32 protein-coding genes are annotated in these 21,988 nt (G+C 68.3%); 31 read left to right on the plus strand and 1 reads right to left on the minus strand.

Going from position 1 to position 21,988, the window contains the following annotated elements:
* Positions 1-4: 4 nt before the first annotated feature.
* The 28 genes from fusA (at position 5) to NP095_RS02430 (ending at position 17,738) form a co-directional block, all read left to right on the plus strand.
* Positions 5-2,116, plus strand: coding sequence for an elongation factor G (gene fusA / locus NP095_RS02295; RefSeq protein ID WP_306173277.1), 2,112 nt, complete (start codon positions 5-7; stop codon positions 2,114-2,116).
* A gap of 103 nt (positions 2,117-2,219) precedes the next feature.
* Entirely contained in the window at positions 2,220-3,413 is a 1,194-nt protein-coding gene (gene tuf, locus NP095_RS02300) for an elongation factor Tu (RefSeq protein WP_187411723.1), read from the plus strand.
* 97 nt (positions 3,414-3,510) lie between these two features.
* The gene (locus NP095_RS02305) at positions 3,511-4,419 is read left to right on the plus strand and encodes a cation diffusion facilitator family transporter (RefSeq protein WP_232417647.1); all 909 of its coding nucleotides are present in this window, start codon (positions 3,511-3,513) and stop codon (positions 4,417-4,419) included.
* A gap of 352 nt (positions 4,420-4,771) precedes the next feature.
* Positions 4,772-5,080 (plus strand): 30S ribosomal protein S10, encoded by a 309-nt coding sequence (rpsJ, locus tag NP095_RS02310; RefSeq protein ID WP_078699131.1) that lies wholly within the window; start codon positions 4,772-4,774, stop codon positions 5,078-5,080.
* Between the two features lie 16 nt (positions 5,081-5,096).
* Positions 5,097-5,750 carry a 50S ribosomal protein L3 gene (rplC, locus tag NP095_RS02315; RefSeq protein ID WP_232417646.1) on the plus strand — a complete coding sequence of 218 codons (654 nt, stop codon included), beginning with the start codon at positions 5,097-5,099 and terminating at the stop codon, positions 5,748-5,750.
* Between the two features lie 5 nt (positions 5,751-5,755).
* Positions 5,756-6,730 carry a 50S ribosomal protein L4, sunset domain variant gene (gene rplD / locus NP095_RS02320; RefSeq protein WP_232417645.1) on the plus strand — a complete coding sequence of 325 codons (975 nt, stop codon included), beginning with the start codon at positions 5,756-5,758 and terminating at the stop codon, positions 6,728-6,730.
* On the plus strand, positions 6,730-7,032 hold the full coding sequence (gene rplW, locus NP095_RS02325) for a 50S ribosomal protein L23 (protein ID WP_154595850.1): 303 nt from the start codon (positions 6,730-6,732) through the stop codon (positions 7,030-7,032). The genes rplD and rplW overlap by 1 nt, the downstream gene beginning before the upstream one ends.
* A gap of 15 nt (positions 7,033-7,047) precedes the next feature.
* The gene (rplB, locus tag NP095_RS02330; RefSeq protein ID WP_232417644.1) at positions 7,048-7,875 is read left to right on the plus strand and encodes a 50S ribosomal protein L2; all 828 of its coding nucleotides are present in this window, start codon (positions 7,048-7,050) and stop codon (positions 7,873-7,875) included.
* Between the two features lie 20 nt (positions 7,876-7,895).
* Positions 7,896-8,177 (plus strand): 30S ribosomal protein S19, encoded by a 282-nt coding sequence (gene rpsS / locus NP095_RS02335; protein WP_078699126.1) that lies wholly within the window; start codon positions 7,896-7,898, stop codon positions 8,175-8,177.
* Positions 8,174-8,590 carry a 50S ribosomal protein L22 gene (rplV, locus tag NP095_RS02340; RefSeq protein WP_232417643.1) on the plus strand — a complete coding sequence of 139 codons (417 nt, stop codon included), beginning with the start codon at positions 8,174-8,176 and terminating at the stop codon, positions 8,588-8,590. Before rpsS ends, rplV begins: the two co-directional genes overlap by 4 nt.
* 1 nt (position 8,591) lies before the next feature.
* Complete coding sequence (gene rpsC / locus NP095_RS02345) at positions 8,592-9,398, plus strand: 30S ribosomal protein S3 (protein WP_154595847.1); 807 nt, start codon at positions 8,592-8,594, stop codon at positions 9,396-9,398.
* Positions 9,398-9,817 carry a 50S ribosomal protein L16 gene (gene rplP, locus NP095_RS02350; RefSeq protein ID WP_154595846.1) on the plus strand — a complete coding sequence of 140 codons (420 nt, stop codon included), beginning with the start codon at positions 9,398-9,400 and terminating at the stop codon, positions 9,815-9,817. Before rpsC ends, rplP begins: the two co-directional genes overlap by 1 nt.
* Positions 9,817-10,050 carry a 50S ribosomal protein L29 gene (gene rpmC / locus NP095_RS02355; protein WP_154595845.1) on the plus strand — a complete coding sequence of 78 codons (234 nt, stop codon included), beginning with the start codon at positions 9,817-9,819 and terminating at the stop codon, positions 10,048-10,050. Before rplP ends, rpmC begins: the two co-directional genes overlap by 1 nt.
* Complete coding sequence (gene rpsQ / locus NP095_RS02360; RefSeq protein WP_232417642.1) at positions 10,047-10,328, plus strand: 30S ribosomal protein S17; 282 nt, start codon at positions 10,047-10,049, stop codon at positions 10,326-10,328. The genes rpmC and rpsQ overlap by 4 nt, the downstream gene beginning before the upstream one ends.
* Positions 10,329-10,335: 7 nt before the next feature.
* Positions 10,336-10,704, plus strand: a complete 369-nt coding sequence (gene rplN, locus NP095_RS02365) for a 50S ribosomal protein L14 (protein WP_098484338.1) — start codon at positions 10,336-10,338, stop codon at positions 10,702-10,704.
* 1 nt (position 10,705) lies between these two features.
* Complete coding sequence (gene rplX, locus NP095_RS02370; protein ID WP_232417641.1) at positions 10,706-11,017, plus strand: 50S ribosomal protein L24; 312 nt, start codon at positions 10,706-10,708, stop codon at positions 11,015-11,017.
* 2 nt (positions 11,018-11,019) lie between these two features.
* A complete protein-coding gene (rplE, locus tag NP095_RS02375) occupies positions 11,020-11,583 on the plus strand; it encodes a 50S ribosomal protein L5 (RefSeq protein ID WP_232417640.1) in 564 nt (187 codons plus the stop codon).
* Between the two features lies 1 nt (position 11,584).
* Positions 11,585-11,770 (plus strand): type Z 30S ribosomal protein S14, encoded by a 186-nt coding sequence (locus NP095_RS02380; RefSeq protein ID WP_154595841.1) that lies wholly within the window; start codon positions 11,585-11,587, stop codon positions 11,768-11,770.
* A gap of 97 nt (positions 11,771-11,867) precedes the next feature.
* Entirely contained in the window at positions 11,868-12,275 is a 408-nt protein-coding gene (rpsH, locus tag NP095_RS02385) for a 30S ribosomal protein S8 (protein ID WP_154595840.1), read from the plus strand.
* Between the two features lie 16 nt (positions 12,276-12,291).
* Positions 12,292-12,834 carry a 50S ribosomal protein L6 gene (rplF, locus tag NP095_RS02390; protein ID WP_232417639.1) on the plus strand — a complete coding sequence of 181 codons (543 nt, stop codon included), beginning with the start codon at positions 12,292-12,294 and terminating at the stop codon, positions 12,832-12,834.
* A gap of 3 nt (positions 12,835-12,837) precedes the next feature.
* The gene (gene rplR / locus NP095_RS02395; protein WP_146825766.1) at positions 12,838-13,221 is read left to right on the plus strand and encodes a 50S ribosomal protein L18; all 384 of its coding nucleotides are present in this window, start codon (positions 12,838-12,840) and stop codon (positions 13,219-13,221) included.
* A 31-nt stretch (positions 13,222-13,252) separates the two neighbouring features.
* Positions 13,253-13,846: a 30S ribosomal protein S5 gene (gene rpsE / locus NP095_RS02400; protein ID WP_232417638.1), complete on the plus strand. Its 594-nt coding sequence runs from the start codon at positions 13,253-13,255 to the stop codon at positions 13,844-13,846.
* Positions 13,846-14,028 carry a 50S ribosomal protein L30 gene (gene rpmD / locus NP095_RS02405; RefSeq protein WP_232417637.1) on the plus strand — a complete coding sequence of 61 codons (183 nt, stop codon included), beginning with the start codon at positions 13,846-13,848 and terminating at the stop codon, positions 14,026-14,028. Before rpsE ends, rpmD begins: the two co-directional genes overlap by 1 nt.
* Positions 14,029-14,030: 2 nt before the next feature.
* Positions 14,031-14,471, plus strand: a complete 441-nt coding sequence (rplO, locus tag NP095_RS02410; protein ID WP_232417636.1) for a 50S ribosomal protein L15 — start codon at positions 14,031-14,033, stop codon at positions 14,469-14,471.
* 118 nt (positions 14,472-14,589) lie between these two features.
* Positions 14,590-15,894 carry a preprotein translocase subunit SecY gene (secY, locus tag NP095_RS02415; RefSeq protein WP_232417635.1) on the plus strand — a complete coding sequence of 435 codons (1,305 nt, stop codon included), beginning with the start codon at positions 14,590-14,592 and terminating at the stop codon, positions 15,892-15,894.
* Positions 15,891-16,457 carry an adenylate kinase gene (locus tag NP095_RS02420; protein ID WP_256766110.1) on the plus strand — a complete coding sequence of 189 codons (567 nt, stop codon included), beginning with the start codon at positions 15,891-15,893 and terminating at the stop codon, positions 16,455-16,457. The genes secY and NP095_RS02420 overlap by 4 nt, the downstream gene beginning before the upstream one ends.
* A gap of 19 nt (positions 16,458-16,476) precedes the next feature.
* Positions 16,477-17,292 carry a type I methionyl aminopeptidase gene (gene map, locus NP095_RS02425; RefSeq protein WP_256766111.1) on the plus strand — a complete coding sequence of 272 codons (816 nt, stop codon included), beginning with the start codon at positions 16,477-16,479 and terminating at the stop codon, positions 17,290-17,292.
* 32 nt (positions 17,293-17,324) lie between these two features.
* The gene (locus NP095_RS02430; protein ID WP_232417634.1) at positions 17,325-17,738 is read left to right on the plus strand and encodes a hypothetical protein; all 414 of its coding nucleotides are present in this window, start codon (positions 17,325-17,327) and stop codon (positions 17,736-17,738) included.
* Between the two features lie 6 nt (positions 17,739-17,744).
* On the opposite strand, the gene ddaH is transcribed toward NP095_RS02430, so the two are convergent.
* On the minus strand, positions 17,745-18,602 hold the full coding sequence (gene ddaH / locus NP095_RS02435; protein WP_232417633.1) for a dimethylargininase: 858 nt from the start codon (positions 18,600-18,602) through the stop codon (positions 17,745-17,747).
* 123 nt (positions 18,603-18,725) lie between these two features.
* On the opposite strand from ddaH, the gene NP095_RS02440 reads away from it, so the two are divergent.
* From NP095_RS02440 to NP095_RS02450, 3 genes are read left to right on the plus strand one after another with little or no spacing between them, the layout of a single operon-like run.
* The gene (locus NP095_RS02440; protein ID WP_232417632.1) at positions 18,726-19,181 is read left to right on the plus strand and encodes an Lrp/AsnC family transcriptional regulator; all 456 of its coding nucleotides are present in this window, start codon (positions 18,726-18,728) and stop codon (positions 19,179-19,181) included.
* Positions 19,182-19,232: 51 nt separating this feature from the next.
* Positions 19,233-20,672 (plus strand): MFS transporter, encoded by a 1,440-nt coding sequence (locus NP095_RS02445; protein ID WP_232417631.1) that lies wholly within the window; start codon positions 19,233-19,235, stop codon positions 20,670-20,672.
* Positions 20,669-21,985, plus strand: coding sequence for a M20/M25/M40 family metallo-hydrolase (locus NP095_RS02450; RefSeq protein WP_232417630.1), 1,317 nt, complete (start codon positions 20,669-20,671; stop codon positions 21,983-21,985). Before NP095_RS02445 ends, NP095_RS02450 begins: the two co-directional genes overlap by 4 nt.
* The last annotated feature ends 3 nt before the right edge of the window (positions 21,986-21,988 follow it).

The following is a 21,988-nucleotide window of genomic DNA, read 5'->3' on the forward strand; positions in this document are numbered from 1 at the left end:
ACACGTGGCAACCGACATCACCACCGACCTGACCAAGGTCCGCAACATCGGCATCATGGCGCACATCGATGCCGGTAAGACCACCACCACCGAGCGCATCCTGTTCTACACCGGCATCACCTACAAGATCGGTGAGGTCCACGAGGGCGGCGCCACGATGGACTGGATGGAGCAGGAGCAGGAGCGCGGCATCACGATCACGTCCGCCGCGACGACCTGCTGGTGGAAGAAGCACCAGATCAACATCATCGACACCCCCGGTCACGTCGACTTCACCGTCGAGGTCGAGCGCTCGCTGCGCGTCCTCGACGGCGCCGTCGCCGTGTTCGACGGTGTCGCCGGTGTCGAGCCGCAGTCCGAGACCGTCTGGCGTCAGGCCGACAAGTACGGCGTCCCGCGCATGTGCTTCGTCAACAAGCTCGACCGCACGGGCGCCTCGTTCGACTTCTGCGTCAAGACGATCCGTGAGCGCCTCGGCGCCACGGCCCTCGTCCTGCAGATGCCGATCGGCGCCGAGTCGGACTTCCTGGGTGTCGTCGACCTCATCGGCATGCGTGCCCTGACGTGGCGCGGCGAGACGACGATCGGCGAGGACTACGCCGTCGAGGAGATCCCGGCCGACCTGGCCGACGCCGCCGCGGAGGCCCGCGAGGCCATGCTCGAGACGCTGGCGGACGTCGACGACGATTTCGCCGAGCTGTTCCTCGAGGGTGCCGACATCTCCGTCGACGTGCTCAAGGCCGCCATCCGGCGCGCGACTCTGGCTGCCAAGCTCAACCCGGTGCTCTGCGGTACCGCGTTCAAGAACAAGGGCATCCAGCCCCTGCTCGACGCGGTCGTCGACTTCCTGCCCAGCCCGATCGACGTCGGCGACATCGTCGGCCTCGACCCGAAGGACGAGACGAAGACCGACACGCGTGCGCCGTCCGACGACGCTCCGTTCTCGGGCCTGGCGTTCAAGATCGCCACGGACCCGCACCTGGGCAAGCTGACCTTCGTGCGTGTCTACTCCGGTCGCCTCGAGGCGGGCACGCAGGTGCTCAACGTCACGAAGGGCCGCAAGGAGCGGATCGGCAAGGTCTACCAGATGCACGCCAACAAGCGTGAGGAGATCGCGTCGGTCGGCGCCGGCCAGATCGTGGCCGTCATGGGCCTGAAGGACACCACCACGGGCGAGACGCTGGCCGATGCGGCCCACCCGATCGTGCTCGAGTCGATGACCTTCCCGGACCCGGTGATCCAGGTCGCGATCGAGCCGAAGACCAAGAGCGACCAGGAGAAGCTGGGCGTCGCCATCCAGAAGCTCGCCGAGGAGGACCCGACGTTCCAGGTCCACACGGACGAGGAGACGGGTCAGACGATCATCGCCGGCATGGGCGAGCTTCACCTCGACATCCTCGTCGACCGCATGAAGCGCGAGTTCAAGGTCGAGGCGAACGTCGGCAAGCCGCAGGTCGCCTACCGCGAGACCATCCGCGGCACGGTCACCGGTCACAGCTACACGCACAAGAAGCAGACCGGTGGCTCGGGCCAGTTCGCGAAGGTCGTCATCGGGCTCGCGCCCAATGGCCCCGACGCCGGTGGCGAGGGTGGCTACGAGTTCGTCAACGAGGTCACGGGTGGTCGCGTCCCGCGCGAGTACATCCCCTCGGTCGACGCCGGTGGCCAGGCCGCCATGGAGTTCGGCGTGCTCGCCGGCTACCCGATGGTGGACGTCAAGTTCACCCTCGAGGACGGCGCCTACCACGACGTCGACTCCAGCGAGCTCGCGTTCAAGCTGGCCGGCAACCAGGCCTTCAAGGAGGCCGCTCGCAAGGCGAAGCCGGTTCTTCTCGAGCCGATGTTCGCCGTCGAGGTCACGACGCCCGAGGACTACATGGGCGACGTGATCGGCGACCTCAACTCCCGACGTGGACAGGTTCAGTCCATGGAGGAGGGCTACGGCGGCGCCAAGATGATCAAGGCGCTCGTGCCGTTGTCCGAGATGTTCGGTTACGTGGGCGATCTGCGGTCGAAGACCTCAGGCCGCGCGTCGTACTCGATGCAGTTCGACTCCTACGCCGAGGTCCCCAAGGCCGTGGCCGAAGAGATCATCAAGAAGGCCCGCGGCGAATGAGCTTCGGACCCATCGCGTAGGGTTGCCAGAGGTTCGCTCCGACGCGTTCCACACGGCGTTTCAGTCAACAAGATCTAGATACACCAAAACCAGGAGGGCCCCAGTGGCTAAGGCGAAGTTCGAGCGGACCAAGCCGCACATGAACATCGGCACCATCGGTCACATCGACCATGGCAAGACGACGCTGACCGCGGCGATCACCAAGGTGCTGCACGACAAGTACCCCGATCTGAACGAGGCCTCGGCCTTCGATCAGATCGACAAGGCTCCCGAGGAGCGTCAGCGCGGCATCACGATCTCGATCTCGCACGTCGAGTACCAGACCGAGAACCGCCACTACGCGCACGTCGACTGCCCGGGTCACGCCGACTACGTCAAGAACATGATCACCGGCGCGGCTCAGATGGACGGCGCGATCCTCGTGGTCGCCGCCACCGACGGCCCCATGCCCCAGACGCGTGAGCACGTGCTGCTCGCTCGCCAGGTCGGCGTGCCGGCGATGGTTGTCGCGCTCAACAAGTGCGACATGGTCGACGACGAGGAGATCCTGGAGCTCGTCGAGCTCGAGGTTCGCGAGCTGCTCAACGAGCAGGACTTCGACGGTGACAACGTTCCCGTCGTCAAGGTTGCGGCCCACCCGGCCCTGACCGGCGACGAGAAGTGGGCCGAGTCGATCCTCGAGCTCATGAACGCGGTCGACGAGTACATCCCGCTGCCCCCGCGTGAGACGGACAAGCCGTTCCTCATGCCGGTCGAGGACGTCTTCACGATCACCGGTCGTGGCACCGTCATCACGGGTCGTATCGAGCGTGGCATCGTCAAGGTGAACGACACGGTCGACATCGTGGGCATCCGCGAGGACAAGCAGACGACGACCGTCACGGGCATCGAGATGTTCCGCAAGCTGCTCGACGAGGGCCAGGCCGGCGAGAACGTGGGCCTGCTGCTTCGTGGCACGAAGCGCGAGGATGTCGAGCGCGGCATGGTCGTGATCGCTCCCGGTTCGACGACTCCCCACACGGAGTTCGACGGCCAGGTCTACATCCTGTCGAAGGAGGAGGGCGGCCGTCACACGCCGTTCTTCAACAACTACCGTCCGCAGTTCTACTTCCGCACCACGGACGTCACCGGCGTCGTCACGCTGCCCGAGGGCACCGAGATGGTCATGCCCGGCGACAACACCGAGATGTCGGTCGTGCTGATCCAGCCGATCGCCATGGAGGAGGGCCTGCGCTTCGCCATCCGCGAGGGCGGCCGTACCGTCGGCGCCGGCCGTGTCACCAAGATCCACAAGTGATCTGATCTGACACGCACTGCGTGAGGAACCCCCGAGGCTTCGGCCTCGGGGGTTCTTTCTTTTCCGGCGACGACGCGGCGGCCGGTAGCCTCGCGGTGTGGGTCACGATCACGCGCACGGCGCCGGGGTGAAGCACCGGGGACGCCTCGGACTCGTCCTGGCGCTCACCCTCGCGGTCCTCGTCCTCCAGGTGGTCGTGGGCCTCGTGACCGGCTCGCTGGCGTTGCTCGCCGACGCCGGCCATCTGCTCAGCGACTCGTTCGGCCTGGTCCTCGCTCTGGCGGCCATCGTGGTGGCCCAGCGTCCCGCGGGAGCGCGCAGCACCTACGGCTTCCATCGCACGGAGGTGCTGGCCGCCGGACTCAACGCCCTGATCCTGATCGGTCTGTGTGTCGCCATCGTGATCGGCGCCGTGCGACGGCTCGAGGACCCGCCTGCCATCGAGGGCGGCTGGGTCCTCGCCGCCGGTCTGGTCGGCCTGGTCGTCAACGTGGTCGGGCTGCTCGTGCTGCGCTCCGGCGCCCAGGAGAGCCTGAACGTGCGGGGCGCCTATCTGGAGGTCATGGGGGACGCCCTGGGCTCCGTGGCGGTCATCGCGTCGGCCGCTGTCATCCTCGCGACGGGCTGGTACCCCGCCGACCCGATCGCGTCGCTGCTGATCGCCGCACTCATCGTGCCCCGTGCCGTCTCGCTGCTGCGTGACGTGGCCGAGGTTCTGCTCGAGGCCAGCCCGCGCGATGTCGACCTCGACGCCGTGCGGAACCACATCCTCGGCGTCCGCGGTGTCGTGGACGTCCACGACCTCCACGTCTGGACCATCACCAGCGGGATGCCGGTGATGAGCGCCCACGTCGTCGTCGACGAGAGCGTGGTCTCCATGGGCGACGCCCACGCGGTGCTCGACCAGCTCGGCGAGTGCCTCAGCGGTCATTTCGACGTCGCCCACTCGACCTTCCAGCTGGAGCCGGCGGGCCACCTCGAGAACGAGAGCCACCGCCACCGGTAGGTCACGGTCCGAGGGCGGTGTGACGAGGTCGACGACGTTCCACGGGCCCCGATTTGGAAACTCCGGGAGATGTCTGTCAGAATGGTCAGGTTGCCCCGGCATGTTCGCGGTGGCTCCTGCGGTTGGGAACTCACGCCCAGCTCAACGCACGAGCCGAACCCGAGACCATGTTGTCCGGCCAGCCGCACCGCATCGCGGGGCGGAGCCGGTCCAACCACCTAACTCGAGAAGTGTGTGTTCCTCTGTGCGCCGCAGGCGCCGCGACACGCCCGACCTCGGGGAACGGAGACGGGGGCATGCCTACCCCGAACCCGGGGGCTGGCGAAGACGAACGTAAAGGACGAGCGAGAGCATGGCGGGACAAAAGATCCGTATCCGGCTCAAGGCCTACGACCACGAGGTCATTGACTCCTCGGCGAAGAAGATCGTCGACACCGTGACCCGGACCGGCGCCAAGGTCGCCGGCCCCGTGCCGCTTCCGACGGAGAAGAACGTGTACTGCGTCATCCGTTCGCCGCACAAGTACAAGGACAGCCGCGAGCACTTCGAGATGCGCACCCACAAGCGGCTCATCGACATCATCGACCCGACGCCCAAGACCGTCGACTCGCTCATGCGACTCGACCTGCCTGCCGGCGTCGACATCGAGATCAAGCTCTGAGGGAGGGACGCACACCATGAGCAGCAGCACACTCACCGCGCGCGGCCTCCTCGGCCGCAAGCTCGGGATGACGCAGGTCTGGGACGAGAACAACCGGGTCGTCCCGGTGACCGTCCTCGAGGCCTCCACGAACATCGTCACCCAGATCCGGACGCGCGAGACCGATGGCTACAGCGCCATCCAGCTCGGCTACGGAGAGGTCGACGGACGCAAGCTGAACAAGCCCCAGGCGGGCCACTTCGCGAAGGCCGGCGTCACGCCGCGCCGCCACATCGTGGAGATCCGCACCGAGGCCGTCGCCGACTACACCCTCGGCCAGGAGATCTCGCCCGAGATCTTCGCCAACGGTGACAAGGTCGACGTGACCGCCACCAGCAAGGGCAAGGGCTTCGCCGGCGTCATGAAGCGTCACGGCTTCGCCGGTGTCGGCGCCTCGCACGGCGCGCACCGCAACCACCGCAAGCCCGGCTCCATCGGAGGCTGCGCCACCCCCGGCCGCGTCTTCAAGGGCCTGCGCATGGCGGGCCACATGGGCACGGACACCGTGACCACCCAGAACCTCACCGTCCACGCGGTCGACACCGAGCGGGGCCTCATCCTGGTCAAGGGCGCTGTGCCCGGGGCCAAGGGCGCTCTCGTCGTCATCCGCTCCGCTGCGAAGGGAGCCTGACCGAGATGGCCAAGACCATTGACGTCGACCTGCCGGTCGACATCTTCGACGCCCGCGTCAGCATTCCGCTGATGCACCAGGTCGTCACCGCACAGCTGGCCGCCGCTCGTCAGGGCACGCACAGTGTCAAGACGCGCGCCGAGGTCCGCGGCGGCGGCAAGAAGCCGTACCGCCAGAAGGGCACCGGCCGCGCCCGTCAGGGCTCGATCCGCGCGCCCCAGTACGCCGGTGGCGGCATCGTCCACGGCCCCACGCCGCGCTCGTACGACCAGCGCACGCCCAAGAAGATGAAGGCCGCCGCCCTGCGCGGTGCCCTCACCGACCGGGCCCGCAGCGGCCGTCTGCACGTCATCGAGTCCTTCGTGACCGGTGACGCGCCGTCGACCAAGGCAGCGCTCGCCGCGGTGCGCGACCTCACGATCCGTCCCCGCGTGCTCGTGGTCCTGGACCGCGACGACGCCGTGACGGCCAAGAGCCTGCGCAACGCCGAGCTGATCGCCACGATCACGTTCGACCAGCTCAACACGTACGACGTGCTGCTGGCCGACGACGTGGTGTTCACCAAGGCCGCGTTCGACGCCTTCGTGGCGGCGCGCTCGGCTGAGGGTGTCGACACGGTCAAGCTGAGCCAGGCGGTCGTCGAGTCCGACGCCCCCGCGCCCAAGCCGGCCAAGAAGACGGCCAAGAAGGTCGCGGCCCAGGCCGAGACCGCCCCGGCTGAGACCGCTCCGGCGGACGAGGCCAAGGCCGGCGCCACGAAGACCCAGCCGTACGGCCCGGGTTCGAAGGCGCCGCTCGCCAGCGGCAACGCGCCCAAGGGTCACGAGATCAAGGGCAACGAGAACTCGAAGAAGTACCACACGCCTGACAGCCAGTGGTACGACCAGACGGTCGCCGAGGTCTGGTTCGACTCCGTCGAGAGCGCCGAGGCCGCTGGCTTCGCTCCCGCCGGTGGCGCCGAGGCCCAGGAGGAGAACTGATGACCAACCACGGAACCTTCGCCCGGGACGTCCTGATCGCCCCGGTCGTCAGCGAGAAGAGCTACGGCCTCCTCGACGACAACAAGTACACGTTCCTGGTCCACCCGGACGCCAACAAGACCCAGATCAAGATCGCCGTCGAGGAGATCTTCGGGGTCAAGGTCACCGGTGTGAACACGATCAACCGCAAGGGCAAGGCCCGTCGCACTCGTAACGGTGTCGGCAAGCGCAAGGACACCAAGCGCGCCGTCGTCAGCGTGGTCGCCGGCCAGAGCATCGACATCTTCTCGAGCCCGAGCTGAAGGACTGACTGACACATGGCTATTCGCAAGTACAAGCCCACCACCCCGGGCCGTCGCGGCTCGAGCGTGGCGGACTTCGCCGAGATCACCCGCACCACGCCCGAGAAGTCGCTGGTCGAGCCGCTGCCCAAGAAGGGCGGCCGCAACAACCAGGGCCGGATCACCACCCGTCACCAGGGTGGCGGCCACAAGCGCGCCTACCGCGTGATCGACTTCAAGCGTTACGACAAGGACGGCGTGCCGGCCAAGGTCGCTCACATCGAGTACGACCCCAACCGCACCGCCCGCATCGCGCTGCTGCACTACGCCGACGGCGAGAAGCGCTACATCATCGCGCCCGAGGGCCTGAAGCAGGGCATGGCCGTCGAGGCCGGTGCCGGTGCTGACATCAAGCCCGGCAACAACCTGCCGCTGCGCAACATCCCGGTCGGCACCACGATCCACGCGATCGAGCTGCGTCCGGGCGGCGGCGCCAAGATGGGCCGCTCGGCCGGCGCCAAGGTGCAGCTCGTCGCCAAGGAGGGCTCGAAGGCGCAGTTGCGTCTGCCCTCCGGCGAGATGCGCTACGTCGACGTTCGTTGCCGCGCCTCCATCGGTGAGGTGGGCAACTCCGAGCAGTCGAACATCAACTGGGGCAAGGCCGGCCGTAACCGCTGGAAGGGCAAGCGCCCGACCGTCCGTGGTGTCGCCATGAACCCGATCGACCACCCGCACGGTGGCGGTGAGGGCAAGACCTCCGGTGGCCGTCACCCGGTCAGCCCGTGGGGCAAGCCCGAGGGCCGTACGCGTAAGCGCAAGGCCAGCGACCAGATGATCGTCCGCCGTCGCAAGAGCGGCCGCTGAGAGAGGACCTGGAGAAAAAGATGCCTCGTAGTTTGAAGAAGGGTCCCTTCGTTGACGGCCACCTTGAGAAGAAGGTGGACGCCCAGAACGCAGCCGAGACCCACAACGTGATCAAGACGTGGTCGCGCCGCTCGATGATCCTGCCGTCCTTCATCGGACACACGATCGCCGTGCACGACGGCCGCAAGCACGTTCCCGTGTTCATCACCGACTCGATGGTCGGCCACAAGCTGGGGGAGTTCGCTCCCACCCGCACGTTCAAGGGCCACGAGAAGGACGACCGGAAGGCGAAGCGCCGATGAGTGCCACTACCCGCGACAACGTGAGCGAGCGCCGCGCGCGCCTGCTCGGCGACCGTCCCGGAGCTTTCGCCGTGGCGCGCTACGTGCGTGTCACCGCGCAGAAGTCCCGCCGTGTCGCTGACCTGATCCGCGGCTCGCGCGTCGAGGACGCCCTGACCATGCTGAAGTTCCAGCCGCAGGCTGTGGCCGAGAACTTCTACAAGCTGGTCGATTCGGCTGCCTCGAACGCCGAGACCACCGAGGGCCTGGATCGTTCGACCCTGGTCATCACCACGGTGATGGTCGACGAGGGTCCGACGATGAAGCGCTGGCGCCCCCGCGCCAAGGGTGCGGCCAACCGCATCCTCAAGCGCACGAGCCACCTGACGGTGGTCGTCGAACCCGCAACCGATTCGAAGAAGGGTGGCAACTGACATGGGTCAGAAGATCAACCCGCACGGTTTCCGCCTGGGCATCTCCACGGATCACAAGAGCCGTTGGTACGCCGACAAGCTGTACTCCAGCTACGTCGGTGAGGACGTCAAGATCCGTCGCCTGCTGACCAAGGGCATGGACCGCGCCGGCATCAGCCGCGTCGAGATCGAGCGCACCCGTGACCGGGTCCGTGTGGACATCCACACGGCTCGTCCGGGCATCGTGATCGGTCGCCGTGGCGCCGAGGCCGACCGCATCCGCGGCGACCTCGAGAAGCTGACCGGCAAGCAGGTCCAGCTGAACATCCTCGAGGTCAAGCAGCCCGAGATGGACGCGCAGCTCGTCGCGCAGGGCGTGGCCGAGCAGCTCTCCGGTCGTGTGCAGTTCCGTCGTGCCATGCGCAAGGCGATGCAGACGACGATGCGCTCCGGTGCCAAGGGCATCCGGATCCAGTGCTCGGGTCGTCTCGGCGGCGCCGAGATGAGCCGCTCGGAGTTCTACCGCGAGGGTCGCGTCCCGCTGCACACGCTGCGTGCCGACGTCGACTACGGCTTCTACGAGGCCAAGACGACCTTCGGCCGCATCGGCGTGAAGGTCTGGATCTACAAGGGCGAGGTCGCCGGTACCCGGGCCGAGCGCGAGGCCGAAGCGGCCCGTCGCGCTGCTGCTCCCGGCAGCCGCCGTCCCGGTCGTGGAGAGCGTGGCGGACGCCGCCCCGCTCGTGACGCCGCTCCCGCTGCCGCGCCGGCTGCCGCCGAGGCGGCTCCCGCGGCCGCTCCTGCGGCCACCGAAGGAGTTGAGTCCTGATGTTGATGCCCCGTCGCGTCAAGTACCGCAAGCAGCACCACCCCAAGCGGCGTGGCATGGCCAAGGGAGGCACGGAGCTCGCTTTCGGCGACTTCGGCATCCAGGCGGTCGAGGGTCACTACGTGACCAACCGTCAGATCGAGTCCGCTCGTATCGCCATGACCCGTCACATCAAGCGTGGCGGCAAGGTCTGGATCAACATCTACCCGGACCGCCCGCTGACCAAGAAGCCCGCCGAGACCCGCATGGGCTCGGGTAAGGGCTCGCCCGAGTGGTGGGTCGCCAACGTCAAGCCCGGTCGCGTGATGTTCGAGCTCTCGGGCGTCACCGAGGAGGTCGCCCGTGAGGCGATGCGCCGCGCGATTCACAAACTGCCGATGAAGGCCCGCTTCATCACCCGCGAGACAGGAGACCTGTGATGGCAAGCAACGCCGCAGAACTCCGCGACCTCACCGCCGATGACCTGGCCGCGAAGCTGAAGGAGGCCAAGGAGGAGCTGTTCAACCTGCGCTTCCAGAACGCCACCGGTCAGCTCGACAACACCGCGCGTCTGCGCACGGTGCGCAAGGACATCGCGCGTATCTACACGGTCATCCGTGAGCGCGAGCTCGGCATCATCGAGCCGCTGCCGAACGAGGGGGCGAAGGCATGAGCACGAAGGACAACGAAGTGAGCAACGAGCGCGCCGCACGTAAGATCCGCGAGGGTCTGGTCGTCAGCGACAAGATGGACAAGACCGTCGTCGTCAACATCGAGGAGCGCTTCAAGCACCCGCTGTACGGCAAGGTCCTGCGCCGCAACATCAAGCTGAAGGCTCACGACGAGGCCAACGAGGCCGGCGTCGGCGACCGCGTGCTCCTGTCGGAGACGCGTCCGCTGTCCGCCACCAAGCGTTGGCGCGTCGTCGAGATCCTCGAGAAGGCGAAGTGAGAGACAGATGATTCAGCAGGAGTCGCGACTCAAGGTCGCCGACAACACGGGTGCCAAGGAGATCCTCTGCATCCGCGTTCTCGGTGGCTCCGGTCGTCGCTACGCCGGTATCGGCGACACGATCGTCGCCACCGTCAAGGATGCGATCCCCGGAGGCAACGTCAAGAAGGGCGATGTCGTCAAGGCGGTCATCGTGCGCACCACCAAGGAGCGCCGCCGTCCTGACGGTTCCTACATCAAGTTCGATGAGAACGCCGCCGTGATCCTCAAGGCCGACGGCGACCCGCGTGGAACCCGCATCTTCGGCCCCGTGGGCCGCGAGCTGCGCGACAAGAAGTTCATGCGCATCATCTCGCTCGCTCCGGAGGTGCTCTGAGATGGCTCGAATTCGCAAGGGTGACCAGGTCAAGGTCATCGCCGGCAAGGACAAGGGCGTCGAGGGCAAGATCATCGCCGTCCTGGAGAACGACCGCGTGATCGTCGAAGGCGTGAACCGCGTGCAGAAGCACACGCGCGCCGGACAGACCGGAGCCGAGGGCGGCATCATCACCGCCGAGGCTGCGATCCACGTCTCGAACATCATGCTCGTCGTCGACGCCGACGGTGAGAAGACCACCACCAAGGTCGGCTCTGGCGTCATCGACGGCAAGAAGACCCGTATCAGCCGCAAGACCGGAAAGGAGATCTGAGCATGGCTACCGAAACCACGGCGGCACCCCGCCTGAAGACGCGTTACCGCGAGGAGATCCTGCCCGCGCTGCGTGAGCAGTTCGAGTACGACAACGTGATGCAGGTTCCCGGCCTGACCAAGATCGTCGTCAACATGGGCGTCGGCGAGGCCGCTCGCGATGGCAAGCTCATCGAGGGCGCCATCAAGGACCTCACCGCGATCACCGGCCAGAAGCCGCAGGTCACCAAGGCTCGCAAGTCCATCGCGCAGTTCAAGCTGCGTGAGGGCATGCCGATCGGCACGCACGTCACGCTGCGCGGCGACCGCATGTGGGAGTTCCTCGACCGTCTGCTGACGCTCGCGCTGCCGCGCATCCGCGACTTCCGTGGGCTCTCGCCCAAGCAGTTCGACGGCCGTGGCAACTACACGTTCGGTCTGACCGAGCAGGTCATGTTCCACGAGATCGATCAGGACAAGATCGATCGCAGCCGGGGCATGGACATCACGGTCGTCACGACGGCCACCAACGACGACGAAGGCCGCGCGCTGCTCAAGCTGCTCGGCTTCCCGTACAAGGAGAACTGACATGGCGAAGACCGGTCTGAAGGTCAAGCAGGCTCGTACGCCGAAGTTCGGCGTTCGCGGCTACACGCGCTGCCAGCGCTGCGGCCGTCCCCGCTCCGTCTACCGCAAGTTCGGCCTGTGCCGTATCTGCCTGCGGGAGATGGCGCACCGCGGCGAGCTGCCCGGCGTGACCAAGAGCTCCTGGTAATCACCACCACCCAACCGCAGCAGGTCCCCTCCCACCCGCAGGCCCCGGCCGGCGAGCACGAGACGGAAACCGCAGCGAGAAACGGAACACCACTGTTATGACGATGACCGATCCGATCGCGGACATGCTGACGCGCGTCCGCAACGGCAACCAGGCGTACCACGACGCCGTGACGATGCCGCACTCCAAGCTGAAGGAGGGCGTCGCCGCCATCCTGAAGCAGGAGGGCTACATCACCGACTACGCCGTGGCCGACGCCCCCGAGGGTGAGGTCGGCAAGACGCTGACCATCACGCTCAAGTACGGACCGCACCGCGAGCGCTCGATCGCCGGCATCCGCCGCATCAGCAAGCCGGGCCTGCGTGTCTACGCCAAGTCCAACAACCTTCCGAAGGTCCTCGGCGGCCTGGGCGTGGCGATCATCTCCACGAGCCAGGGTCTGCAGACCGACCGTCAGGCCAACAACAACGGAGTGGGTGGGGAAGTCCTCGCCTACGTCTGGTGACGAGAGGAGACTGAACATGTCGCGCATCGGCAAGCTCCCCGTCGCCGTACCTTCCGGCGTCGAGGTCAACATCGACGGACAGACCGTCACCGTCAAGGGCCCCAAGGGCCAGCTCTCGCACACTGTCGCGGAGCCGATCACCGTTCGCAAGGACGATGACGGCGCGCTGGCGGTCGAGCGTCCGAACGACGAGCGTCGCAGCAAGGCCCTTCACGGCCTGTCGCGCACGCTGGTCAACAACATGGTCATCGGTGTCACCGAGGGCTACGAGAAGAAGCTCGAGATCGTGGGCGTCGGCTACCGCGTGCTCCCCAAGGGCCCGTCGGAGATCGAGCTCAACCTCGGCTTCAGCCACCCGGTGCCGTTCACGGCGCCCGAGGGCATCACGTTCACCGTCGAGGGTCCGACCAAGCTGACCGTCTCGGGCATCGACAAGCAGGCCGTGGGCGAGGTCGCCGCCAACATCCGCAAGATCCGCAAGCCGGAGCCCTACAAGGGCAAGGGCGTTCGGTACGCGGGAGAGCGCATCCTGCGCAAGGCCGGAAAGGCTGGTAAGTAAGCCATGGCAATCTCGATCAAGCACGCCAAGCACACCGCAGGTCGGATCGCGTCGCGTCAGCGTCGCCAGATCCGCGGTCGCAAGAAGATCCAGGGTTCGGCCGAGCGTCCTCGCCTGGTCGTCACCCGCTCGAGCAAGCACATCGTCGCTCAGGTCGTCAACGACCTCGAGGGCCACACGCTGGCCTCGGCTTCCACCATGGAGTCCGACCTGCGCTCGTTCGACGGTGACAAGACGGCCAAGGCCAAGAAGGTCGGCGAGCTCCTCGCCGATCGCGCCAAGGCCGCCGGCATCGACGCGGTGGTCTTCGACCGCGCCGGCAACAAGTACGCCGGTCGCGTCGCTGCGCTGGCCGACGGCGCCCGCGAGAACGGGCTGGAGTTCTGATGACCATCACGACGAACAAGGGGAGTGCCGCATGAGCACGCGCCGACAGGGTGGCGAGCGTCGCGGAGGCCGCGGCGACCGCAACGCCGACAAGTCCAACTACATCGAGAAGGTCGTCACGATCAACCGTGTGGCCAAGGTCGTCAAGGGCGGCCGGCGCTTCAGCTTCACCGCGCTGGTCATCGTCGGTGACGGCGACGGCCAGGTCGGTATCGGCTACGGCAAGGCCAAGGAAGTTCCCACGGCCATCGCCAAGGGTGTCGAGGAGGCGAAGAAGTCCTTCTTCCGCGTCCCCCGCATCCAGGGCACCATCCCGCACCCCGTGCAGGGTGAGAAGGCCGCTGGCGTCGTCTTCCTGCGCCCCGCGTCCCCCGGTACCGGCGTCATCGCCGGTGGTCCGGTCCGCGCCGTGCTGGAGGCCGCTGGCATCCACGACGTCCTGAGCAAGTCGCTCGGTTCCTCGAACGCGATCAACATCGTCCACGCGACGGTCGAGGCTCTGCGTCTGCTGGAGTCCCCCGAGGACGTGGCTCAGCGCCGCGGCCTGACCGTCGAAGAGGTCGCCCCGGCGGCTCTCATCAAGGCCGGCAAGGTCAAGTACGGAGAGGCTGAGGTGACCGTCTGATGGGCAAGATCGAAGTGACCCAGGTCCGCTCAGGCATCGGCCGTGAGCAGAACCAGCGCAACACGCTGCGTTCGCTCGGGCTCAAGCGGATCGGCGACGTCAAGGTCGTCGAGGACCGTCCCGAAATCCGCGGCATGGTCAACACCATTCCGCACCTCGTCTCCGTGAAGGAGGTGGACTGATCATGGCGATCAAGTTGCATCACCTGCGTCCGGCCCCGGGCGCCAAGACTGCCAAGACCCGCGTGGGTCGTGGTGAGGGCTCCAAGGGCAAGACCGCCGGTCGTGGCACCAAGGGCACCAAGGCCCGTTACCAGGTGTCCGCCGGCTTCGAGGGCGGCCAGGTCCCGCTCCACATGCGCCTGCCGAAGCTCAAGGGCTTCACGAACCCGTTCCGGGTCGAGTACCAGGTCGTGAACGTGGGCCGGATCGGCGAGCTCTTCGCCGAGGGCGGCACGGTCGACGTCGCCTCCCTCATCGAGAAGGGCGCTGTCCGCAAGGGCAAGCCCGTCAAGGTGCTCGGCGGTGGAGACATCGACGTCGCGGTCCAGGTGGCCGTCGACAAGGTGTCCGCCTCTGCCAAGTCCAAGATCGAGGCCGCCGGCGGCTCGGTCACCGCGTCCTGACGCGGTAGTTCGGTAGTCGGAAGCGAACGTCGGGCGGGTTCTCCCCATCGGGAGGACCCGCCCGTTTCGCTCACTGTTACAGTCAGACGGCGTCAAGCCGTGAAGCGGGAGGAAGTCCGTGCTCAAAGTCTTCGTGAACGCGTTCAGAACGCCTGAACTGCGTCGCAAGATCCTCTTCGTGCTGGGGATCGTCGTGCTGTTCCGGCTCGGCTCCATGCTGCCCGCTCCTGGCGTGAACGTTGCCAACGTGCGCCAGTGTGTCGACCAGGCCGCGGGCGGCGAGAACGCCGGCCTGTTCGCCCTCATCAACGTCTTCTCCGGCGGCGCCCTGCTGCAGTTGACGGTGTTCGCGCTGGGCATCATGCCCTACATCACCGCGAGCATCATCCTGCAGCTGCTCGTCGTCGTGATTCCTCGTCTGGAGGCCCTCAAGAAGGAGGGCCAGTCCGGCCAGGCCAAGATCACGCAGTACACCCGCTACCTGACGGTCGGCCTCGCGATCCTGCAGGCGGCCGGCATCGTGGCGCTGGCGCGCAGCGGCGACCTGTTCCAGGGCGCCTGCAACCTGCCGCTGCTCTACCGCCCCGACAGCCTCGCGTCCTACCTGCTCATCGTCCTGACGATGGTCGCCGGCACGACCGTGATCATGTGGTTCGGCGAGCTCATCACCGACCGCGGCGTCGGCAACGGCATGTCCGTCCTGATCTTCACGCAGGTCGTCGCGACCTTCCCCGGCGCGATGTGGAACATCCGCCAGGGTCAGGGCTGGACCACCTTCGGCATCGTCATCGCCGTCGGCCTGGCGGTCGTCGCGCTGGTCATCTTCATCGAGCAGGCCCAGCGTCGGATCCCGGTGCAGTACGCCAAGCGCATGGTCGGACGCCGGATGTTCGGCGGCTCCTCGACCTACATCCCGCTCAAGGTGAACCAGGCCGGCATCATCCCGGTCATCTTCGCCTCCAGCCTGATGTACCTGCCGGTGCTGTGGGTCAACTTCAACCAGGGCTCCCCGGCCTCCACGTGGATCCAGGATCACCTCGTCACCGGCGAGCACCCGCTCTACATGGCGATGTTCTTCCTGCTGATCGTGTTCTTCACGTACTTCTACGTGTCGATCACCTTCAACCCCGAGGAGGTCGCCGACAACATGAAGAAGTACGGCGGCTTCATCCCGGGCATCCGCGCCGGCAAGCCCACCCAGGACTACCTGGCGTACGTCCTCTCGCGCATCACGGCTCCCGGTGCCCTGTACCTGGGCCTGATCGCGCTCATCCCGATGCTGGCGATCTCGCTGGTCGGCGCCAACCAGAACTTCCCGTTCGGCGGCACGACGATCCTGATCATCGTCGGCGTCGGCCTCGACACGGTGAAGCAGATCGAAAGCCAGTTGCAGCAGCGCAACTACGAAGGGTTCCTGAAGTGACGCGACTCCTCATCATGGGCCCGCCCGGTGCGGGCAAGGGCACGCAGGCCGTGGCGCTCGCCGAGCGCATCGGCGGGGCTCACATCTCGACCGGCGACATCTTCCGCGCCAACGTCGCGCAGCAGACCGAGCTCGGTCGCACCGCCCAGCGGTACATGGACGCCGGCGAGTACGTGCCGGACGAGGTGACCAACGCGATGGTCGCCGATCGTCTCGCGCAGGACGACGCCCGCGAGTCCTTCCTGCTGGACGGATACCCGCGCACGCTGGACCAGGTGTCGAAGCTCGACGAGATCCTCGGAGCCCTGGGCTCCAAGCTCGACGGCGTCATCGCGCTGACGGTGGTCGAGGACGAGCTGATCACGCGTCTGCTCGAGCGAGCCAAGAGCAGCGGTCGCTCCGACGACACCGAGGACGTCATCCGGCACCGCCAGGACGTCTACCGTGCCGAGACCGAGCCGCTGCTCGCGGTCTACCGCGACCGCGGCCTGCTGATCGAGGTCGACGGCATGGGCACGCCCGAAGAGGTCGGCCGCCGCATCGCCGACGCCCTCCCGTCCTGATCCTGTCCGAGGAGCCCCCGTGTTCGGCGAGTCCATCGAGCTGAAGACCCCCGAGCAGCTCGCCACCATGCGTCAGGCGGGTCTGGTGGTCGGTCGCACCCTCGAGGTGCTGCGGGCCGCCGTGGCCCCGGGTGTCTCGACGCGAGACCTCGACGCGCTCGCGCGTGAGCGCCTGGCCGCCGAGGGGGCGACCTCGAACTTCCTCGGCTATCACGGGTTCACCGGGGTCATCTGCGCCTCGGTCAATGACGAGATCGTCCACGGCATCCCGGGGGACCGGGTGCTGGCCGAGGGCGATCTCATCTCGATCGACTTCGGCGCGGTCGTCGACGGCTGGCACGGCGACGCCGCGATCACGGTCCCGGTCGGCGAGGTCGCCCCCGAGGTGGCCGAGCTGAACCGCGTCACCGAGGAGTCCCTGTGGCGCGGCATCGCCGCGGCCCGGATCGGCGGCCGCGTCGGCGACATCTCGCACGCCATCGAGTCCTACGTCCGCAGCCAGGGCCGCTACGGCATCACCGAGGGCTTCACGGGCCACGGCATCGGCTCGCAGATGCACCAGGCGCCGGACGTCCCGAACGCCGGTCGTCGCGGCCGGGGTCCCAAGATCACGCTGGGCATGGCCTTGGCCATCGAGCCGATGATCACGCTGGGCACGTCGCGCGCCGAGATCCTCGAGGACGACTGGACCGCCGTCACCACGGACGGCACGTGGGCCGCGCACCACGAGCACTCGATCACCGTCACCACCGAGGGTGTCTGGGTCCTGACGGCGCTCGACGGCGGAGCCTCGCGCCTCGCCGAGCTGGGCGTGCCCTGCGCCGAGCCTGCCTGACCGATCCGGCGGGTGTGGGAGAGACTGCACCCATGCGCATCTCGTGGCTGGTCCCCGTGCTGCTCGGCGCCGTGCTGCTCGGCGGCTGCGCCGACCGCGGCGACGATCCCGACCGTCCGGCGACCACGACCGCCAGCCCGTCGGCGTCAGCCGCCGAGCGGACGCTGCGCGACTACCTGCTGGCCGCCGATGCCGGCGACTGCGACGAGGTCAAGGAGACCGTGCTCCTGCCCGAGCAGGTCGAGTGCGCGGACGTGCGTGACCAGAAGGGTCGCTGGTCCGGCGGCGACGTCGACCTCGAGACGGTGCCCATGGAGGCCGAGGTCGTCGAGACCAGCGCGACCGTGACGGTCGACTGGCCGAAGGATCCCGAGGACGTGTGGAGCCTGGAGCACGTCGACGGGTCGTGGCGGGTCGTCAACGCCGATGCCGGCGACGGGGTCTGAGCGCGCTCAGCGGTGCAGCTCGGCGGTGCAGCACTTGACGCTGCCGCCGCCCTTGACGAACTCCGTCAGCGCGACCGGCGCCGGGCGGTAGCCGCGGGGGACCAGGGCCGCCGCGAGGTCGGTCGCCTCGCAGGGGAGCACCACGTTGAGCCCGTCGCTGACCAGGTTCAGCCCGAAGGCCAGGGCGTCGGCCTCCGAGCACTCCAGCGACCCGGGGAACAGGCGGCGCAGCGTGCGCCGGCTCCGCGGGCTGAACGCGCCGGGGAACCACGCGATGTCCGCCGGTGCCTCACCGCCACCGTCGTCGAGGACGGCCAGGGCGACGTCGAGGTGGTAGAAGCGCGGGTCGACGAGGTCGAGGGACACGACCGGTCGACCCAGCGCCGCCGCTGCCTCGGTGTGGGCGTCGCGGCTCGTCCGGAATCCCGTGCCCGCCAGCACGAAGTCCGCCAGGACGAGGAAGTCGCCCTCACCCTCGTTGACGTGGGCCGGCCGGCTGACCTCGCGGCCGGCGCCGCGCAGGAAGTCGACGTGGGCGTGCGCCTCGGCCTGACGCTGCGGGAACGCGAACGCCGCGCCGTAGCTGCGGGCCCCGACCGAGACCGCGCCGTTGGCGGCGAACACCATGTCCGGCAGACCCGGGACCGGCTCGAGCAGGTCGACGCGGTGGCCCAGTCGCACGTAGGTGTCGTGAAGCTCCTGCCACTGGCGCCGGGCGGCCGCCGAATCGACCGCGACCGTCGGGTCCATCCACGGATTGATCGAGTAGACGACGTCGAACTGCGTGGGCGGGCACATCACGTAGTGCCGGGTACGCACCGCGCGGGGCGCCACGGAACGCGGCGTCGTCAGGATCTGGGTCATGAGGCTCCCTCGGTCGATCTCTCGATCCTAGGGACCGCCCGGCGACTGAACCATCGCTCTTTCCTGCCTCTGACCGACGATTCGTTGCGCATTCACGGCGTCCACCTTTGGTACGTTGCGAACATGAGCCTGGACCAGATCGACCGTGACCTGCTGGAGGCCCTCACCGAGGACGGCCGCGCGAGCTTCGCCGCGCTGGGGTCGCGGGTCGGGCTCTCGGCGCCGGCCGTGAAGCGCCGCGTCGACCGGCTGGTCGAGAGCGGCGTGATCAGCGGGTTCACCGTGGTCGTGGACCCGCACCACCGCGGCTGGACGACCGAGGCGTACGTCGAGGTCCACTGCCAGGGCACGATCTCGCCGGCCGTCCTGCGGGAGGCGTTCCTGCAGGTCCCGCAGGTGCACGCCGCCGCCACCGTCTCGGGAGCGGCCGACGCGATCCTGCACCTCGTGGCGGAGGACGTCCGGGACCTGGAGGAGGCCCTGGAGAAGATCCGGGCCGGCGCGGCCAGCGTCAGCCAGACGGAGACGTCCATCGTCCTGTCGCGGTTGATCCACGACCGGCGCAGCGTCGCCGGGTGAGACCTCGGCGATGCGCGACGACGTGGCCCGCGGTGGCACTAGCGTGACCGCATGACTCGATCGCGGACCGCCTCCGTCGGCGCCGGACTGGTCGGCGCCCTGGTCTTCGTCGAGTTCGTCAGCGGCTTCCTGCAGGGGTACTACACGCCGCTGGCCACCGACATCGCCCGGCACCTCGACATCAACGACGCGGACGTGAACTGGTTCGAGGCGGCTCAACTGCTGTTCTCGGCGCTGTGCGTGCCGCCGCTGTCGAAGCTCGGCGACCTGATCGGGCACCAGCGGGTCCTCGTGTGGTCGGCCGGGCTGACCGCGGTGGCGACGTGGGGGATCGCGCTGTCGTCGAGCTTCGAGGGGTACCTGGTCTTCTGGGCCCTGCAGGGCGTGTTCACCGTGTGGCTGCCCCTCGAGGTCGCCCTGATCTACCGGCGCAGCATCGGCCGGCCGATGCGCGCCGCCGCGACGCGACGGGCGACCGGCGTCATCGTCGCGGCGTTGCAGGCCGGCGCGATCGCGGGTGCGCTCTCGGCCGGCGCGACGTCCGCCGTGTTCGGCTCGTTGTGGATGGTGCTGGCCGTGCCGGCCGTGCTGACCGTCGCCGTGGTGGTGATCATCGTCGGCTTCATTCCGGGCGGACACGAGGCCCAGCACGGCAGCCTCGACGGCCCCGGGCTGGCCCTGATCAGCGCGAGCCTGCTGCTGGTGACCGGCGGCCTCTCGCTCGTGCGGGTGTGGGGCGCAGGCTCGCCGTGGCCGTGGGCGGCGATCGTCCTCGGCGCGCTCGTGCTGGTGCCGTTCTGCCGGCACGAGCTGCGGACGGCCGATCCCATCATCGACCTGCGGGTCATGCGCCAGCCCGCGATGTGGCCGGTCCAGTTCACCGCGCTGCTGTTCGGCGTCAGTGTCCTCGGGGCGCAGATCCCGTTGTCCACCTTCGCCCAGACCGATCCCGACGTCCACGGCTACGGTCTCGGGCTGGATTCGACGTCCGTGGCGCCGATCATCGGCGGCTACGTGTTCTCGATGCTCGTCGGCGCCCTGCTGTTCGCCCGGATCAGCCAGCGGTCGAGCCCTCGGGCCTGCCTCATCGGCGCGGCCGCGCTGGTCGGCGTCGGGTACGCGTCCCTGCTGGCGCTGCACGGGTCCGTGATCCAGATGGCCGCCTGCATGGTCGTCGCCGGGCTGGGCTCGGGCGCCCTCGTCGCGGCCCTGCCCGCTGCGGCCGCGGCGGCAGCGCCCGAGGGGCGGACGGGCGTCGCGACGGGACTGACCAACACGACCAAGACCATCGGTGGATCGTTCGCCTCGTGCGTCTTCGGCGTCGCCCTGGCTGCCGGTGCGACCCATGCGACCGCCGCCTCGCTCTCGGGCTACTACACGGTGTGGATCGTCTGCTCGGCCACGGCGTTCGTGGCGGCGATCGGCCTGACGTTCGTCCCCCGGCTGGCCTTCGCCGACCCGGTGGCACGAGAAGAGGAGCTGGGACGATGACCGCAGCCGAGCGACTGGCCGAGCTGATCGCCTGCCGCACCGTCTCCGCCCCCGGGGAACGGGACGAGGCGCAGTTCGTCGCCTTCCGCGAGACCTTCGCAGGTCTCTATCCCCGCCTGCACGAAGCGCTGGAGCTGACCGAGTTCGACGGCGGCACGCTGCTGTTCCGCTGGCCGGGTCGGACGTCGGCCGACCCGCTGGTGCTCATGGCGCACTACGACGTCGTCCCGGCACCGGCCGAGCAGTGGGATCGCGACCCCTTCTCCGGGACCATCGAGGGCGGGTTCGTCCACGGCCGCGGCGCCCTCGACGACAAGGGGCCGCTGGTCTGCATCGCCGAGGCCGTCGAGTCCCTGCTGGCCGAGGGCTTCGAGCCCGCCCGCGACGTGTACCTGTCGTTCGGGGCCGACGAGGAGGTCTTCGGCCGGGGTGCGTCCGACGTCGTCGATCATCTCGGGTCCGCCGGCGTCCGGCCGTGGCTCGTCTCCGACGAGGGCGGCGCGATCGTCGACGATGCCCTGCCCGGGGTCTCGGCGATGACCGCGATGGTCGCGATCGTCGAGAAGGGCAGCGTCGACGTGGGCCTGCTGGCGCGCGGCGGGGGAGGGCACGCGTCCACGCCGTCGCGCCACGGCGCCACCGCGCGGCTCGCTCGCGCCGTCGTGCGGATCGAGCGACACCCCGCGACCCCGCACCTGTCCGATCCCGTGCTGCAGATGCTGGACGCCCTCGCCGAGCTCGTGCCGCGCCCTGCCGGCGCCCTGCTGCGCCGCGCCCGACGGGCGAACCGCCCGGTGGCCGAGCTGCTCGCCCGGCTGGGCAAGGAGACCGCCGCGATCGTGCGCACGACGATGGCCGTGACCCAGCTGAGCGGCAGCCCCGCCCGCAACGTCCTGGCCACCGAGGCGCGCGCCAACGTCAACGTGCGGCTCGCGATCGGCGACACGAAGCAGCACCTGGTGGCGCGACTCGAGCGGCTGCTCCGTGGTCTCGACGTCGAGGTCGAGCGCGTCGACGGCGACGACCCGCCGCCGGTGTCGCGGACCGACAACGATGCGTGGCGTGCCCTGGGCGACGCCATCGCGGTGCTGGGACCGGACATCCACGTGGTGCCGTACGTGCAGACCGGCGGCACCGACTCGCGGCACTTCACCCGCATCAGCGACTCGGTCTACCGCTTCGCCCCGCTGCACATGACCCGCGCGCAGCGCGACTCGATCCACGCGCCGAACGAGAAGGTCGCTGTCGAGACGCTCGAACGCGGCGGCGCCTTCCACCGTGCTCTCATCATGGGACTGGGCGAGAGGCCCTAGAGT

The organism is Aeromicrobium duanguangcaii, from assembly GCF_024508295.1.
GTDB classification, from domain to species: Bacteria; Actinomycetota; Actinomycetes; order Propionibacteriales; family Nocardioidaceae; genus Aeromicrobium; species Aeromicrobium duanguangcaii.